The 15751-nt window shown below is 72.2% G+C and carries 12 protein-coding genes; 1 reads left to right on the top strand and 11 read right to left on the bottom strand.

Annotation, left to right across the window (positions count from 1 at the left end; translation table 11 throughout):
* Positions 1–2: 2 nt before the first annotated feature.
* The 10 genes from BJZ21_RS04675 to BJZ21_RS04630 form a co-directional block, all read right to left on the bottom strand.
* On the bottom strand, positions 3–1298 hold the full coding sequence (locus BJZ21_RS04675; RefSeq protein WP_179662686.1) for an ABC transporter permease: 1296 nt from the start codon (positions 1296–1298) through the stop codon (positions 3–5).
* Entirely contained in the window at positions 1295–2503 is a 1209-nt protein-coding gene (locus tag BJZ21_RS04670; protein WP_179662685.1) for an ABC transporter permease, read from the bottom strand. Before BJZ21_RS04670 ends, BJZ21_RS04675 begins: the two co-directional genes overlap by 4 nt.
* Positions 2500–4026: an ABC transporter ATP-binding protein gene (locus BJZ21_RS04665; protein WP_179662684.1), complete on the bottom strand. Its 1527-nt coding sequence runs from the start codon at positions 4024–4026 to the stop codon at positions 2500–2502. Before BJZ21_RS04665 ends, BJZ21_RS04670 begins: the two co-directional genes overlap by 4 nt.
* Positions 4027–4149: 123 nt before the next feature.
* Entirely contained in the window at positions 4150–5232 is a 1083-nt protein-coding gene (locus BJZ21_RS04660; protein ID WP_179662683.1) for a BMP family ABC transporter substrate-binding protein, read from the bottom strand.
* Positions 5233–5361: 129 nt separating this feature from the next.
* The gene (locus BJZ21_RS04655) at positions 5362–6564 is read right to left on the bottom strand and encodes an amidohydrolase (protein WP_179662682.1); all 1203 of its coding nucleotides are present in this window, start codon (positions 6562–6564) and stop codon (positions 5362–5364) included.
* 60 nt (positions 6565–6624) lie between these two features.
* Positions 6625–7677: a ScyD/ScyE family protein gene (locus BJZ21_RS04650; RefSeq protein WP_179662681.1), complete on the bottom strand. Its 1053-nt coding sequence runs from the start codon at positions 7675–7677 to the stop codon at positions 6625–6627.
* A gap of 146 nt (positions 7678–7823) precedes the next feature.
* Positions 7824–8825, bottom strand: a complete 1002-nt coding sequence (meaB, locus tag BJZ21_RS04645; RefSeq protein ID WP_179662680.1) for a methylmalonyl Co-A mutase-associated GTPase MeaB — start codon at positions 8823–8825, stop codon at positions 7824–7826.
* An 11-nt stretch (positions 8826–8836) separates the two neighbouring features.
* Positions 8837–11014 (bottom strand): methylmalonyl-CoA mutase, encoded by a 2178-nt coding sequence (scpA, locus tag BJZ21_RS04640; RefSeq protein ID WP_179662679.1) that lies wholly within the window; start codon positions 11012–11014, stop codon positions 8837–8839.
* Positions 11011–12759, bottom strand: a complete 1749-nt coding sequence (locus BJZ21_RS04635) for a methylmalonyl-CoA mutase family protein (RefSeq protein WP_179662678.1) — start codon at positions 12757–12759, stop codon at positions 11011–11013. The genes scpA and BJZ21_RS04635 overlap by 4 nt, the downstream gene beginning before the upstream one ends.
* Before the next feature lie 64 nt (positions 12760–12823).
* Complete coding sequence (locus BJZ21_RS04630; RefSeq protein ID WP_179662677.1) at positions 12824–13567, bottom strand: ribbon-helix-helix domain-containing protein; 744 nt, start codon at positions 13565–13567, stop codon at positions 12824–12826.
* 121 nt (positions 13568–13688) lie between these two features.
* Here BJZ21_RS04630 and BJZ21_RS04625 point away from each other — a divergent pair, with 121 nt between their 5' ends.
* On the top strand, positions 13689–14945 hold the full coding sequence (locus BJZ21_RS04625) for a calcium-binding protein (RefSeq protein ID WP_179662676.1): 1257 nt from the start codon (positions 13689–13691) through the stop codon (positions 14943–14945).
* A gap of 27 nt (positions 14946–14972) precedes the next feature.
* On the opposite strand, the gene BJZ21_RS04620 is transcribed toward BJZ21_RS04625, so the two are convergent.
* Positions 14973–15749 (bottom strand): succinate dehydrogenase/fumarate reductase iron-sulfur subunit, encoded by a 777-nt coding sequence (locus tag BJZ21_RS04620; RefSeq protein ID WP_179662675.1) that lies wholly within the window; start codon positions 15747–15749, stop codon positions 14973–14975.
* Positions 15750–15751: the final 2 nt, after the last annotated feature.

The following is a 15751-nucleotide window of genomic DNA, read 5'->3' as shown; positions in this document are numbered from 1 at the left end:
CGTCAGCTCTTCACGTAGGGCTCGCCGTCGGCGGCCGGCGGGCGGACCCGGCCGACGAAACCGGCGACCGCGATGATCGTGGCCAGGTAGGGCGAGGCGCGCAGCAGCTCCGGCGGGATCTTGCCGAGGAAGGCGAGCTGGCTCTGCAGGGTCCACATGAAGCCGAAGAACACCGCCGACAGCGACGCCCAGACCGGGTGCCAGCGGCCCATGATCACCGCGGCCAGCGCGATGAAGCCGTTGCCCGCGGACGCGTCCTGGTCGAAGGAGCCGGTCGAGCCGACGGTGAACCAGGCGCCGCCGAGCCCGGCGAACACGCCGCCCAGCAGCACGGCCTGCCAGCGGATCCGGTTCACCTTGATGCCGACAGTGTCGGCGGCCATCGGGTGCTCCCCGACCGAGCGGACCCGCAGCCCCCACTTGGTCTGGAAGAGCAGCACGGTCACGACCACGACCGAGGCGTACATCAGGTAGGACAGCAGCGTCTGGTTGAACAGCGTGGGCCCGATCACCGGGATGTCGGCCAGCCCGGGGATCGCGATCGGCGCGAGGATGAGCGGATCGTTGAGGTACTGCTTGATGCTCGGGTCGTCGGGGATCTGGCTGAGCAGGAAGCTGGTCAGGCCGGTGGCGAGCGCGATCAGCACGACGCCGAGCACGACCTGGTTGACGTGGTAGCGCATCGCGAAGACCGCCAGCAGCGCGGCGATCGCCACGCCGGCGAGGATGCCGCCGACCAGGCCCATCTCGGCGCTGTAGAACGCGCTGGAGAACACCGAGGCGAGGAACGCCCCGGTGAGGAACTGGCCCTCGATCGCGATGTTGATGACCCCGGCCCGCTCGCACAGGCAGCCGGCCAGCGCACCGAAGACCAGCGGGGTGGCGAGCTTGACCGTGCCGGGCAGCGGGTTGGCGATCACCAGCGTGGTCTGGTCGGCGTAGGACCAGACGATGAACCCGACGAAGAACGCGATGCCGACGACCATCGAGACGAGGGTGCCGACGATCCCCCGGCGGACCCGGTTGGCCGCGGCCGCCCCCAGGGCGAGCACCGCGAGCGCGAAGCAGATCCAGACGATCCGCAGGCCGTTGATCTCGGTGCCGAGGTCGTCGGCGGTGACCCGCTCGCCGGTGATGTACTTGACCGTCGGGTCCTTGATGTCGAGCGCGAACCACAGCAGCAGCACCGCCACGATCGCGAAGACCACGACCAGCTTGACCTGCCGGTGCACGTCGGCCCGGTCCCGGACCTGTGCGACGCCCACCTGCTCGACGTCGCTCGCCACTGCGGCGCTCATCCGCCCCATCCCTTCGCCATCACGGTCTTGTTCTCGTCGGTCGCCCGCATCCGCAGCATCCCCTGCACCAGCGCCGGGGCGGCGACGAAGAGCACGATGAGGGCCTGCAGCACCTCGGTGAGCTCCTTGGGGGTGCTCGCGGCGCTCGCCTGCATCGCCACGCCGCCGACGCTCAGCGCGCCGAACAGCAGCCCGGCCAGCACGGTGCCCAGCGGCGTCGCCCGGCCCAGCAGCGCCACGGTGATCGCGTCGAACCCGATGCTGCCGGCCATCGTCGGGCTCAGCGAGTCGTGGTGCCCCAGGATGCCCATGGTCGCGGCCAGCCCGGCCAGGCCACCGGCGACCACCATGGCCGTCGTGTAGACGACCGGGACGTTCATGCCCGCGGTGCGCGAGGCGTCGGCGTTCGCACCGACCGCGCGCATCTCGAAGCCCAGCGTGGACCGGTTGAGGATCCACCAGACCAACACGGCCGCCAGGAAGGCGACGATCACGCCCAGGTGCAGGTTGCCGACCTGCGGGAAGGTCGCGGAGTCCGCGACCGGGGGCGACTGGGTGTTGTCGCTGCCTGGCCGCTGGAAGGCGTCCTTGCCGAGGCAGTAGATCAGCAGCGCCGCGGCGAGGTAGTTCATCATGATCGTGGTGATGACCTCGTGGGCGCCGGTGCGGGCCTTGAGGAAGCCGGCCACGCCGCCCCAGAGCGCGCCGCCGAGGATGCCGGCCACGAGCGCCACCAGCAGGTGCAGCCCCGGGGGCAGGTCCCAGGAGAAGCCGACGTAGCCGCAGGCCAGCGCGCCGAGGACCAGCTGGCCCTGGGCACCGATGTTGAACAGGCCGGCGCGGAACGCCAGGGTGACGCCCAGGCCGGCGCAGATCAGCGGCGCCGCGCGGACCAGCGTGGTCGCGATCGCGTGCCACGAGCCCACCGAGCCGGTGATCAGCGCCCAGTAGGACGTGCCGATCGCGTGCGCGGCCTCGGAGAAGAAGTCCCAGGGGTAGGAGAAGAAGTAGGGCAGCGTCTCGATGACGCTGCGCGTGGAGAACGCGATCAGGATCGCGCCGATCACCAGCGCGATGAGGATCGCGGCCACGGTGGTCTTGACCGACGGGATCCAGTCGGCCGCCGCGAGCGACCGGCGGGCGGGGGCCCCCTCCTCCGGCGCCGGCTCCGGCGTCGGCTTCTCGGTCTCGATGTCCGTGCTCATGCCGTCGCCTCTGCTGTCGCGGCCGGGCCGTGGGCGCCGGCCATCATCAGTCCGATGTCCTCGCGGGCGATGTCGGGAGACACGGTGCCCACGATCCGGCCGTCGTACATGACGGCGATGCGGTCCGCGAGCGCGAAGATCTCGTCGAGCTCGGTGGAGACGATGACCACCGCGACCCCTTTGTCCCGCTCGGCGATGATCCGCTTGTGGATGAACTCGATCGAGCCCACGTCCACGCCTCGCGTCGGCTGCGAGGCGATCAGCAGCTTCAGCGGGCGGGAGAACTCCCGGGCCACGACGACCTTCTGCTGGTTGCCGCCGGAGAGCGAGGCGACCGGGGTCTCCATCGACTCGGTGCGGATGTCGAACTCCTCGATCCGGTGCGCGGCGTTCTGCTCCAGCGCGTCGAGGCGCAGCGCGAGGCCCTTGGAGTACTCGGAGTTGCGGTAGAGGTCGAGCACCAGGTTCTCCCGGACGCTGAACGCGCCGACGTAGCCGTCGTGCGAGCGGTCCTCGGGGATGTAGCCGATGCCCTCGGCGAGGCTCTCCCGCGGGCCGTGCTTGCGGAGGTCCTTGCCGTCGATCGTGATGCTGCCGGCGTCCGGCCGGACCAGGCCGAGCAGGCTCTTGATCAGCTCGGTCTGGCCGTTGCCCTGGACGCCCGCGATGCCGAGCACCTCGCCGGCGCGGGCCTCGAACGACACGTCCTTGACGACCTGCACGCCGCGCTGGTCGATGACCGTGACGTCCTTGACCTCGAGCACCGGCTCGCCGGCCTTCGCGGGCGCCTTGTCCACCACGAGCTTCACCGAACGACCGACCATCATCTCGGCGAGCTCGGTCTCGCTGGTGGTGGGCTCGGCGGTGCCGACGACCTTGCCGCGGCGGATCACGCTGATCCGGTCGCCGATCGCCTTGACCTCGCGCAGCTTGTGGGTGATGAAGATGATCGAGGTGCCCTGGTTCTTCAGCTCGCGCATGATGGCCATCAGCTCGTCGATCTCCTGCGGCGTGAGCACCGCGGTCGGCTCGTCGAGGATCAGCACCTTGGCGTGGTTGGCCAGGGCCTTGATGATCTCCACCCGCTGCTGCACGCCGACCGGGATCTGCTCGACCAGCACGTCCGGGTCGACGGCCAGCTTGTAGGTCGAGGACAGCTCGCGCACCAGGTTCGCGGCGGCGGCGCGGTTGAGGAAGCCCAGGCCGCGGGTCTGCTCGCGGCCGAGCATGACGTTCTCGGCGACGGTGAAGACCGGCACCAGCATGAAGTGCTGGTGCACCATGCCGATGCCGGCGGCGATCGCGTCCCCCGGGGAGCCGAACCTGACCGGCTCGCCGTCGACGAGGATCTCGCCCTCGGTCGGCTCGAGCAGGCCGTAGAGCATGTTCATCAGCGTGGACTTGCCCGCGCCGTTCTCCCCGAGGAGGCAGTGGATCTCGCCCGGCTCGATCGTGAGGTCGATCTGGTCGTTCGCGGTGAAGGACCCGAACCTCTTCGTCAGCCCCCGGATCTCCAGCTTCATCGTTCTCCTTTGAACGTGCGGCCTCCGGCCCGTGCGACGACGAGCGGAACCCGAAGAGCCTAGAACGCACGGGGCCGGGTCGGTAACCCGACCCGGCCTCGCGCTGTGTCGATCGGTGAGAGGTCAGCCGACCTTGATCGACCCGTCGATGATCTGCTGCTTGAGCTCGTCGATCTTGTCCTTGACGTCCTGGCTGATGTCGGAGTCGGCGTCGTGGTACGGCGCGAGCCCGACCCCGCCGTTGGCGAGGGTGCCGACGAACGGCTCGTTGGTGAAGGTGCCGTCCACCGCGTCCTTGATGGACTGCTCGACCGCGACGTCCATGCCCTTCATGACCGAGGTCAGCAGCACGTCGCAGTACTCCGAGGCCGAGACGCAGCCGTCGGTGTCGACCCAGATCGCCTTGACGCCCTTGTCCTTGGCGGCCTGCAGGCCACCCAGGCCGGCGGGACCGGCGACCGGGAAGATGACGTCGGCGCCCTGCTGGATCATGCCCTCGGCCACCGACTGGCCCTTGGACTTGTCGTCGAAGGTGTTGAGGAAGGAGCCGTCCTTGCCGTTCCAACCCAGCAGCTTGACGTTGGCGTTGTTGTCGGTGTTGTACTTCTCGACGCCCTGGCGGAAGCCCTCCATGAAGATGGAGACCGTCGGGATGTTCAGGCCGCCGAAGGTGCCGACGATGCCGGACTTCGACTCGGCCGCGGCGAGGTAGCCGGCCAGGTAGGAGGGCTCGGCGGTGTTGAAGGTGAGGCCCTTGAGGTTCTTGGGCGCCTTGTCGTAGGCGAAGTCCACGATCGAGAAGTCGATCTTCGGGTTCTTCTTCGCGGCCGCCAGGGTCGCGTCGCCGAGCAGGAAGCCCACCGTGGTGATGGAGTTGCAGCCCTGCTTGACCAGCGCGTCGATGTTGTCGGCGTACTCGGAGTCGGAGTTGGACTCGACCTGCGCGGTCTGCACGCCGAGGTCGGTCTTGGCGTCGGTCAGGCCCTTGAGCGAGGTCTGGTTGAACGACTTGTCGTCGAAGCCGCCGGAGTCGGAGACCTCGCACGCCTTGAAGTCGGGGTGGCTCTCCGCCGGGGCGGAGCTGCTCGCCGGGGACGACGGGGTCTCGTTGGAGCTGGCCTTGGTGTCCGACGGACGGCCGCCACAACCGGCAAGAACAAGGGCAGCGATGCCAACCACCGCTGCGGTGCGTGCCGTCTTCTTCACGGCGCCCTCCTGAAGGTTTTCCACTGGTCCCGTGCGCCAACCGGATGTGCGCACGCCGGGTCACCCTAGACCGCGGAAGGGATCCCGTGTGGGCAACCGGCCCACAAAGACCGGGTTTGTTATCTGTCGTTATCTGTCGGTGACCAACGCGCCGACAGCAGCATTGGCCAGGACCCGGGCGCCGACGCCGGTGGCGCGCTCGTCGACGCGCAGGTTGCCCTGGTGCAGGTCGTAGCTCGGACCGCCGGGGGTGCGGGTGCCGAGCCGGCCCATGGCGCCGGGGACCCGGTCCAGCAGCCACCCGAAGTCCTCACCCCCGAGGCTCTGGTGGGCGGTCGCCCGACCCGGGTCGCCCAGGGCGCGCTGGACGGCGCCGGCCAGCACCCGGTGCGAGACCGGGTCGTTGACCACCGGCGGCACGCCCTGCTGGTAGATCACGTGCGCCTCGACGCCGTAGGGCCGGACGATGTCGTGGACCAGCTCGCTCACGAGCGTCTCGCAGTCGGCCCAGGCCACCGCGTCGAGGATGCGGACCGTGCCGGCGGCCAGGCCCCGGTCGGGGATCACGTTGGCCGCGGCGCCGGCGTTGACGATGCCCCAGACCAGGCTCACCCCCGAGCGCGGGTCGAGCCGCCGGGAGAGCATCGCGGGCAGCTCGGTGGTGACCTTGGCCAGCGCGAAGGTCAGGTCGCCGGTCAGGTGCGGGCGCGAGGTGTGGCCGCCGGTGCCCTCCAGCCGGACCTCGAGGCGGTCGGCGGCGCTGGTCAACGGTCCCGGGCGCAGGCCGACCTGGCCCAGGTCGACGCCCGGGTCGCAGTGCAGCGCGAAGACCCGGCGTACCTCCTCCAGCGCGCCGAGCTCCACCAGGTGCAGCGCCCCACCCGGCATCACCTCCTCGGCCGGCTGGAAGAGCAGCCGCACCCGGCCGGGCAGCAGGCCCTGCTCGTGCACCTCGGCCAGCGCGAGGGCGGCGCCCACGAGCGCGGAGGTGTGCACGTCGTGGCCACAGGCGTGGGCGACGCCGGGGACCGTGCTGGTCCACGGGTCGGTCGTCGCGTCCTGCACCGGGAGCGCGTCGAGGTCGGCGCGCAGCGCGACCAGGGGGTCGCCCTCGCCGAGGTCGGCCAGTAGGCCCGACTGCGGCAGCCGGGTCACCCGCCAGCCCGCCTTCTCGACCCGGGCGGCGACGAGGTCACTGGTCCTGGACTCCGCCCAGGACAGCTCGGGATGCGCGTGCAGGTCTCGGCGCAGCTCCACCAGCTCGGCGTCGCTGGTGGCGACGGCGGAGTCGATGAGGGCGGCGGCTGGGTCCAGGGAGGCGTCGGCGGGCATCGGGACGAGGTTAGTCCCTGCGTCCCGGTGCCCGCCGGTCAGCCTCCGCCGCTCCCCCGGTCAGCCCGGGAAGCGCAGCAGCCTGCCCATCGGCTTCTTGGCCAGGACCCGGGACGTGACGTAGACCTTCCCGCCGACCCGCTCGACCGCAGCCGGCTGGCTCACGTTGCGGACGTGGCTCACCCCGCCGGTGCTCGCGTCCACCCGCGACAGCTCGTTGCCGAACAGCTGGGAGACCAGGTAGTCGCCGCCCGTGGTGATGGCCAGGCCCACCGCTCCGGCGAGGCCCCTCGTCACCAGGCTCGCCCGTCCGGTGGCGGGGTCGACCCGGTAGACGCGCGACTGTCCACCGAAGCCGGGCGCCTCGGTCGCACCGGTCAGCGTCGTCACCACGAGCCCGCCGGACGGGGCGACCTCCACGTCGGTCGGCACCGGCTCGAACCAGTACCGGTGGCCGACCGCGCAGGCGGGCATCCCGTTGGCCTTCGCCCGGTGCTTGGTGACCCGCAGCGGCACCGGCGGCAGCACGCTGACCAGGCGGATGTGCCCGTTGCCGTTGACGCGCAGGATGTCGTTGCCCGCGGCGTCCCCGACGTAGGTCGTGCCGCCGGTCGTGGCCGTGCTGTAGGGGTGGCTGTCGACGATCCCGGAGTAGCGCGCCGGGACCCGCTTGGGGACCTTGGCCAGGCAGCGCTTGTTCAGGTGCCGGAACCCGTAGGTCACCCCCGCGTCGGGGTTGTTGTTGCGCTCGAAGGCGCCGGTGTTGGCGAACCTCGTGGCCTTGCCGTGGCTCAGGTGCATGACCAGGCTGCGCTTGACCGGCGCCTCCTGCCCGGAGCCGAACGTGAGACTGAAGGTCACGGTGCCGGGATCGACGGTCACCCCGCCCACCTCGACGCCCTTCTTCGCCTGGAAGACCGGCCGGGGCTTGTGGCCGGGGCGGATCTTGACCAGGAGCCCGGCGAAGTTCTCCGAGACGTAGGCGGTGCCGTTGTCGGCCACGCCCGCGGTGAGCGGGCTGACCAGGCCCCGGGCGAGCACGCCCCGCGCCGCCACCTCGCCCGACGCGCTGCCGGTCGTCGCCCCGACGCCCGCCGCGGCCAGGGATGCCACTGCTAGGACGCTGGTCAAACGGGTCATGTGGTTCATCAGAGGGTCCTCCCAACCGATCCGAATACTCCGGATCCTCGCCGGGCGGGCGACGGGCCGGGCCGGGACACCGGTTCTTTACCCGGGATCAGGGAAGTGCCGGCGCCCCGTCAGCGGTCGGCGTCGTACGCCGCGATGATCCGGTCGGCGGCGGTCGTGGCCGGCAGCTCACCGGCCAGCACGGCGCGGCGCACCTCCGCGCGCAGGGCGGCGACCCCCGGGGAGCGCCGCAACCGCTCGGCCAGCTCGTCGCGCACCAGCGCCCACACGAAGTCCAGCTGCTGGGCGGCCCGCTTGTCGACCAGTCCCTGCCCCCCGAGGTGCTCGCGGTGCGCCAGCACCCGCGCCCACACCTCGTCGACGCCCACGTCCGCCAGCGCCGAGCAGGTCACCACCGGCGGGGCCCACTCCCCCTTGCCCCGGACCATGCGCAGCGCGCCGGCGAGCTCGCGGGCCGCGGACCGGGCCTCGCCCTCACGGTCGCCGTCGGCCTTGTTGACCGCGATGACGTCGGCGATCTCCAGGATGCCCTTCTTGATCCCCTGCAGCTGGTCGCCGGTGCGGGCCAGGGTGAGGAACAGGAACGTGTCCACCATGCCGGCCACGGTCACCTCGGACTGGCCCACGCCCACGGTCTCGACCAGGACCACGTCGTACGCCGCGGCCTCGAGGACCGCCATCGCCTGGACAGTGGCCCGGGCGACGCCGCCGAGGGTGCCGGCGGACGGCGAGGGCCGGATGTAGGCGGCCGGGTCGTGCGCGAGCCGGGCCATCCGGGTCTTGTCGCCGAGCACCGACCCGCCGGTGCGCACCGAGCTCGGGTCGACGGCCAGCACGCCCACGCGGTGGCCGGCCGCGGTCAGCCGGGTGCCGAGCGCCTCGATGAACGTCGACTTCCCGACGCCGGGGACGCCAGAGATGCCCACCCGCACCACCGGGGCGCGGGCCCCGGTCACCTCGGGGTCGCTGAGCCGGGCCAGCAGCTCCCGGGCCTGGCCGCGGTGGGCCGGGCGCGAGGACTCCACGAGCGTGATCGCGCGGGAGACCGCGGCCCGCTGCTGGGCACGGACCCCGTCGACGAGCGCGTCGAGGTCGACCGGTCGGGCCGGCACGCTCGCCCGCGTCAGTGCCCGAGCTGCTCGCGCAGCCGGGCCAGCAGGTCGAGGGCCGACTGGGCGATCACGGTGCCCGGGAGGAAGACCGCGGCCGCGCCCATCTCCCGCAGCGCGGGGACGTCGTCGGGCGGGATGACGCCGCCGATGACCACCATGATGTCCGGACGGCCCTGGTCCTCCAGCGCCTGCTTCAGCGCCGGCAAGAGGGCCAGGTGGCCGGCGGCCAGCGACGAGACCCCGACGATGTGCACGTCGGCGTCGACGGCCTGCTGGGCGACCTCCTCCGGGGTGGAGAACAGCGGCCCCACGTCGACGTCGAAGCCCATGTCGGCGAAGGCGCTGACCACGACCTTCTGGCCGCGGTCGTGCCCGTCCTGGCCCATCTTGGCGACCAGGATGCGGGGGCGGCGGCCCTCGGCCTCCTCGAACTCCTCGGTGGCCTCGACGACCTGCTGCACGAGCTCGCCGCCGGCCGACGCGGCCTCGTCCCTGAACACGCCGCTGATCGTACGGATCACCGCCTGGTGGCGGCCGTAGACCTTCTCGAGCGCCTCGGAGATCTCCCCGACCGTCGCCTTGGCGCGGGCCGCGTCGACGGCCAGCTCGAGCAGGTTGCCTCCCGCCGCGTCGCCGGGGCCCCGGTCGGCCGCGTTGGTGAGCGCCTCGAGGGTACGGCGCACCTCGTCGGCGTCCCGCTCGGCGCGCAGCCGCTCGAGCTTGGCGAGCTGCTGGCGGTAGACGTCGTCGTTGTCGACCCGGAGCACGTCGATGCCCAGAGAATCGGCGCCAGTCTCCGCGGCGAGGCGGTAGGTGTTGACGCCGATGACCTTCTGGGCACCGGAGTCGATCCGGGCCTGGGTGCGGGCGGCGGCCTCCTCGATGCGCATCTTCGGGATGCCCTGCTCGATGGCCTTGGCCATGCCGCCGGCGCGCTCGGCCTCCTGGATGTGCGCCCACGCGCGCTCGGCGAGGTCGTGGGTGAGCCGCTCGACGTAGTAGGAGCCGCCCCAGGGGTCGATGGTGCCGGTCGTGCCGCTCTCCTGCTGGAGCAGCAGCTGGGTGTTGCGGGCGATGCGGGCCGAGAAGTCGGTCGGCAGCGCGATCGCCTCGTCGAGGGCGTTGGTGTGCAGCGACTGGGTGTGCCCCTGGGTGGCGGCCATCGCCTCGATGCAGGTGCGCTGGACGTTGTTGAAGACGTCCTGCGCGGTGAGCGACCAGCCGCTGGTCTGGCTGTGGGTGCGCAGGCTCAGGGACTTGGGGTTCTGCGGGTCGAACTCGCGCACCAGCCGCGCCCACAGCGCCCGGGCCGCGCGCATCTTGGCGACCTCCATGAAGAAGTTCATGCCGATCGCCCAGAAGAACGACAGCCGCGGCGCGAACCGGTCGATGTCGAGGCCGGCGTCGAGGCCGGCGCGGAGGTACTCCACGCCGTCGGCCAAGGTGTAGGCCAGCTCCAGGTCGGCCGTCGCCCCGGCCTCCTGGATGTGGTAGCCGGAGATCGAGATCGAGTTGAAGCGCGGCATCCGCTCGGCGGTGTAGCGGAAGATGTCGGAGATGATCCGCATGCTCGGGGCCGGCGGGTAGATGTAGGTGTTGCGGACCATGAACTCCTTGAGGATGTCGTTCTGGATGGTCCCCGCGAGCTGCTCCGGCTTCACCCCCTGCTCCTCGGCGGCGGCGATGTAGAGCGCCATGATCGGCAGCACCGCGCCGTTCATGGTCATGCTCACCGACATCTGGTCCAGCGGGATGCCGTCGAAGAGCGTGCGCGCGTCATAGATCGAGTCGATCGCCACGCCGGCCATGCCGACGTCGCCGCGCACCCGCGGGTGGTCGGAGTCGTAGCCGCGGTGCGTGGCCAGGTCGAAGGCCACGCTGAGGCCCTTCTGGCCCGCGGCCAGGTTGCGCCGGTAGAACGCGTTGGACTGCTCGGCCGTCGAGAACCCGGCGTACTGCCGGATGGTCCACGGCTGGGTGGTGTACATCGTCGGGTAGGGCCCGCGCAGGAACGGGCTCAGGCCCGGCAGCGTGTCGAGCGCGTCGAGGCCCGCCACGTCGGCCTCGGAGTACGTCGGCTTGATCTCGATGCCCTCGGGGGACAGCCAGGGCTCGCCGGCGGCGCCGCCCGTCGACCCGCTCGCACTGCCGGCGAGCGGCAGGCCGCTGAAGCTCTTCGGAACGCTCATGCCAGCTTGCTCCTCGTCCGGGTCAGGAAGTCCAGGGCGTCGACGCCCGTCGCGCACGACGCGTCGGCGTAGTCCACCGGCCTGCCCGCGATGATCACGTGGGTGGCGCCCGCCTCGCGCAGGGCGGCCGCGGCCTGCGCCCCCCACTCGGCGTAGGCCGGGTCGCTGCCGGCGAGGCAGACGACCGGCTGCCCGGCGTACGCCGCGACCAGCTCGCCGGTGTCCTTCGTCGGCCCGGCGACGTCGACCGCGATCCCCCCGGCGGCGAACAGGTTGGTGGCGAAGGTCGCGCGGGCGGTGTGCGCCGCGACCGGGCCGAGGGTGGCGAGGAAGACGTGCTGGGTCGCCGGCTCGTCGCGCAGCGCCTCGAAGCTGGCGCCCCAGCGCCGGACCTCGCGCGCCGCCGGGTCCGGCTCACGCTCGGGGAGCGTCTCGGCGAGGTTCGGGAACTCGGTGAGGCCGGTCAGCGGCCGCTTGCGGGTGGCCACCTCCCGCTCGCGCCGGGCCGCGACGTCGGCGATCGCCTCGTCGAGCAGCCGCCGGGGGTCGGCCGCGTCCTCGAGCCGGCCGAACAGCTCCCAGCCGGCGCGGGCTAGGTCGTCGGTCAGCCTCTCGACGGCGTAGGCGCCGCCGGCCGGGTCGCTCACGCGGGCGACGTGCGACTCGGAGATGAGCAGCGCGGAGGTGTTGCGCGCGATCCGCCGCCCGAACGCGTCGGGCACGCCCAGCGGCGTGTCGAACGGCAGCACGGTGACCGCGTCGGCGCCCCCGACCCCGGCCGCGAACGCCGCGACCGTGGTGCGCAGCATGTTCACCCAGGGGTCGTACCTGCTCATCATCGGCCGGCTGGTGACGGCGTGCTGGCGCTGTGTCCAGCCCTCGGTCTCCTGGAAGGAGGCCTCGCTGAGCTCCAGGACGCGCGCCCACAGCCGGCGGGCGGCCCGCAGCTTGGCGATCGTCGTGAACTGCTCGTCGGTGGCGGCGTAGCGGAACTCCAGGAGTCGGGCCGCCTCCTCGACCGAGAGCCCGGACCCGGTGAGCACCCGCAGCGCCCGGGCCCCCAGGGCCATCGAGTGCGCGAGCTCCTGGACGTCGGAGGCGCCCCGGTCGTGGACGGTGGTGGCGTCGACGACCACGCCGAGCACCCCGGCCTCCCGCGCCAGCCCGGCGACCGCGACCAGCTCGTCGTCCGCCGCCTCGGCGCCGACCCCGAGGTTGGTGCCGGGGTGCAGCTCGCGACCGGCAGCGTGTGCCAGGAACGCCCGGGCGACCTCGAGCGCGCCGTCGCGGGCGTCGAGCACGACCGGGGCGAGGTCCAGCAGGACGCCCTCGAGCACCTGCCCGAGGTCGTCACCGGGGCTCGCCTCGAGCCAGAGGGAGCTGACGCCGCCGTCGAGGTCGACCAGCGCCTCCTCGTTGGCGGTGCGGCCGCGGCCGGCGACCACCCGCGACCGGATGTCCCACTCGCCGGCGCGGGTAGGACGGCCGTGCGTCGCCAGTCCCTCCACGGACGCGGGGGTCCCGAGCGGGGCGATGTCGATGCCGTCGAGCGTGGTGCGGGTCAGCCGCTCCTGGACCAGGGCGTCGGGCTCGTCCTCGCCGAGCCGCTTCGCCTTGCGCAGCACGGCGGCCGCGGCCGCCTCCCAGTCGGTGACGGACCAACGGTCCGCGGGGTCGGCGAGGCCGAGCGTGCCCTGGTCGGGCTCCAGCTCGGTGGGCTCCTCGAGCGGGCCGGAGACAGTCATGAAGCGAACACTAGGAGGCGTCGGCGAGCTGGTTCCAGCGGGTGTGACCTTTTCGATCCCCGGGTCAGGGGACCCGGCTGTCGGTGAGGTAGGACTCCACCGCCGCGGCCACGACCTCCCCGGTCGACCGGCCGGTGGCGTCCGCCCGCTCGCGGGCCCGGGCCAGCAGGTCCGGCGGCAGCGCCACCGTGGTCCGCACCGGCACCGGCCGCGGGGCCCGGCCGGCGGCACCGAAGCGGGCGAGGGCCGCCACCACGACCGTGCCCAGCACGTCGAGGATCGCGACCACGCCCATCAGGCGCAGGTAGGGGGCGTGCGGCTCCTGGCCGAGGATCAGCGCGGACACCTGGAGCGCGAGCACGGCGGCCAGCGCGAGGGTCGTGAACAGGATCCGGCGTACGACCGGGCCGGCGGCCGCGCCGACCGCGAGCAGCAGGCTGGCCTGGGCGAGCGTGACCGCGACGGTCGCACCGACCCCGAAGGTGCGGCCGAGCGCCGCGGGCACGTCGTTCTCGTAGTCGTACCAGACCAGGAAGAGCCCGCTGACCAGCGGCACCAGCGCCGCGACGATCCCCGCGATGCCGACCGCCCGGTAGCGGGTGCCGACGCTCAGCAGGTGGCAGAGCACGGCCACGCTGACCACGCCGACCAGCAGCGTGGTCAGCAGGATCCGCCCCTCGATCGACCCGAAGGCCCCGCCGCCGAGCAGCGCGACCACGCCGAGCAGGGCGGCCAGGGAGAAGGAGCCGATGGTGAGCCTGACGATCAGGGTTCGCAGCGATCCGACCTCGGGAGGCACGTCATCCATGGCTCATGATGCACCGTTCCGCCGCCACTGCGGGGCGGTCGTTGGTCCCGTCCTCCCCACCGTCCCGGGTGGACGCCGGGACGAGCCCGCTCTAGAGTGACTTGCGTCACAGGGGGCTCAGATGTTCACTCACGCACGCCCAGCCATCGCCGTCCTGGCGGCGATCGCCACCGTCTCCGTGGTGCCGGCGCTGTCGGAGGGCGCCGCAGCCGCCGTACCGACGTGCCACGGCAAGCGCGCGACGATCGTCGGGCACGACCACGCGCACGGCCGGCGGATCACCGGGACGCGCGGTGACGACGTCATCGTCGGCACCCAGGGACCCGACGTCATCCACGCCCGGGGCGGCGACGACGTGGTGTGTGCCCTGGGCGACAAGGACCTCCTCGTCGGCGGACGCGGCGACGACCGGTTGTACGGCGGGCACGACCGCACCGGCTACCACGCCGACCCGGACTCGCCGATCGCCGTGGGCGACACCATCAACGGGGGCCCCGGCGACGACCTCATCGACCTCGGGTTCGACCCCGGCCAGGCCGACCCCGCGCTCGGGCACCACGTCGAGCGCGACACCGTCAGCTTCGCCGGGTCCGCGCACGGCGTCCACCTCGACCTCCAGGCGGGACGGGCCACCGGCGACGGACACGACACGATCGTCGCCCACCCCGGGTTCGTGTGGTTCGAGGCCACCGCCCACGACGACCGGGTGCTCGGCACCACCGGTGACGACCAGGGCAGCCTGGGCCGCGGGGACGACGTCTTCCGCGGCCGGGAGGGGGACGACAGGACCTCGGACGACTCGGGGGGCGGCTCCGGCACCGACCGGATGTACGGCGGGCCGGGTGACGACGAGTTCGCGACCCACTCGGGAGGCGACACGCTCGTCGGCGGGTCCGGCGACGAGCTGTTCTACAGCTTCGCGGGCCCGGCGGACCCGCACCCCGCCGACCTGCGGGGCGGCCCGGGCGACGACGTGATGCACGTCGACTGGATCCGGGACGACGACCGCGCCTCCGGCGGCGACGGCCACGACCAGCTGGACGTCATCTTCGGCAACCCCACCGAGGACACCTCGGCGCTGGCCGACCTGGCCGGCGGCCTGCTGAGGCAGGGGCAGAAGCGCGCCCGGATCGGGCTGTTCGAGGCCTACGACCTCAACGCGTTCGTGCCGCTCACGTTGCACGGCAGCGACGGACCGGACCGGATCGTCTACTCCGCCCCCGGGCTGACCGCGGACCTGCGCGGCGGTGACGACACGTTGACGGTGGGCCGCGACGACGCCAGCGACGACCGGGTCGACGGCGGGGCGGGCGCCGACACCGTCGACGTCGGCGCGGGCGAGGACACCTGCACGAACGTCGAGGCCGGACCCTGCTGAGCCGCCGGGCCCGTCCGGCGGCGCTCGTCAGACCTCGGTGCGCCCGTCGTTGTCCTTGTTGCGGATGCCGATCCTGTTCCCGAGCCAGACCAGCGGGTCGAACTTCCGGTCCGCCACCCGCTCCTTCATCGGGATGATCGCGTTGTCCGTGATCTTGATGTTCTCCGGACACACCTCGGTGCAGCACTTGGTGATGTTGCACATCCCGAGCCCGGCCGCCCCCTGAGCGAGCTGGCGCCGGTCGTGGGTGTCGAGGGGGTGCATGTCGAGCTCGGCGTAGCGCAGGAAGAAGCGCGGGCCGGCGAAGGCCGGCTTGTTCTCCTCGTGGTCACGCACGACGTGGCAGGTGTTCTGGCACAGGAAGCACTCGATGCACTTGCGGAACTCCTGGCCGCGCTCGACGTCGACCTGGGCCATCCGCCGCTTGCCGTCGGCGTCGCGCGGCGGCGGGGCGAACGACGGGAGCTCGCGGGCCTTCTCGTAGTTGAACGACACGTCGGTGACCAGGTCGCGGATCACCGGGAAGGTCCGCATCGGCGTGACCGTGATCGTCTCGGCCGGGTCGAAGTCGGAGAGCCGGGTCATGCACATCAGCGCCGGCCGGCCGTTGACCTCGGCGCTGCACGAGCCGCACTTGCCGGCCTTGCAGTTCCAGCGCACGGCGAGGTCGCCGGCCTGGGTGGCCTGGACCCGGTGGATGGCGTCGAGGACCACCTCGCCCTCGGAGACCTCGACGGCGTAGTCGCCGAGGTCACCACCGGACCGGTCGCCGCGCCAGATCCGCATCTTCAGCTCGTATCCCATGA

The sequence above is a fragment of the Nocardioides panaciterrulae genome, from assembly GCF_013409645.1.
In the GTDB taxonomy this organism is placed as follows: domain Bacteria; phylum Actinomycetota; class Actinomycetes; order Propionibacteriales; family Nocardioidaceae; genus Nocardioides; species Nocardioides panaciterrulae.
This window is presented reverse-complemented; position numbering and strand designations above follow the sequence as displayed.

Excerpts from the sequence above, each read along its gene's own strand:
- BJZ21_RS04635 (WP_179662678.1), bottom strand. The coding sequence starts at position 12,759 with ATGACTGTCTCCGGCCCGCTCGAGGAGCCCACCGAGCTGGAGCCCGAC.
- BJZ21_RS04675 (WP_179662686.1), bottom strand. The coding sequence starts at position 1,298 with ATGAGCGCCGCAGTGGCGAGCGACGTCGAGCAGGTGGGCGTCGCACAG.
- BJZ21_RS04620 (WP_179662675.1), bottom strand. The coding sequence starts at position 15,749 with ATGGGATACGAGCTGAAGATGCGGATCTGGCGCGGCGACCGGTCCGGT.
- BJZ21_RS04630 (WP_179662677.1), bottom strand. The coding sequence starts at position 13,567 with ATGGATGACGTGCCTCCCGAGGTCGGATCGCTGCGAACCCTGATCGTC.
- BJZ21_RS04665 (WP_179662684.1), bottom strand. The coding sequence starts at position 4,026 with ATGAAGCTGGAGATCCGGGGGCTGACGAAGAGGTTCGGGTCCTTCACC.
- BJZ21_RS04625 (WP_179662676.1), top strand. The coding sequence starts at position 13,689 with ATGTTCACTCACGCACGCCCAGCCATCGCCGTCCTGGCGGCGATCGCC.
- BJZ21_RS04670 (WP_179662685.1), bottom strand. The coding sequence starts at position 2,503 with ATGAGCACGGACATCGAGACCGAGAAGCCGACGCCGGAGCCGGCGCCG.
- scpA (WP_179662679.1), bottom strand. The coding sequence starts at position 11,014 with ATGAGCGTTCCGAAGAGCTTCAGCGGCCTGCCGCTCGCCGGCAGTGCG.
- BJZ21_RS04655 (WP_179662682.1), bottom strand. The coding sequence starts at position 6,564 with ATGCCCGCCGACGCCTCCCTGGACCCAGCCGCCGCCCTCATCGACTCC.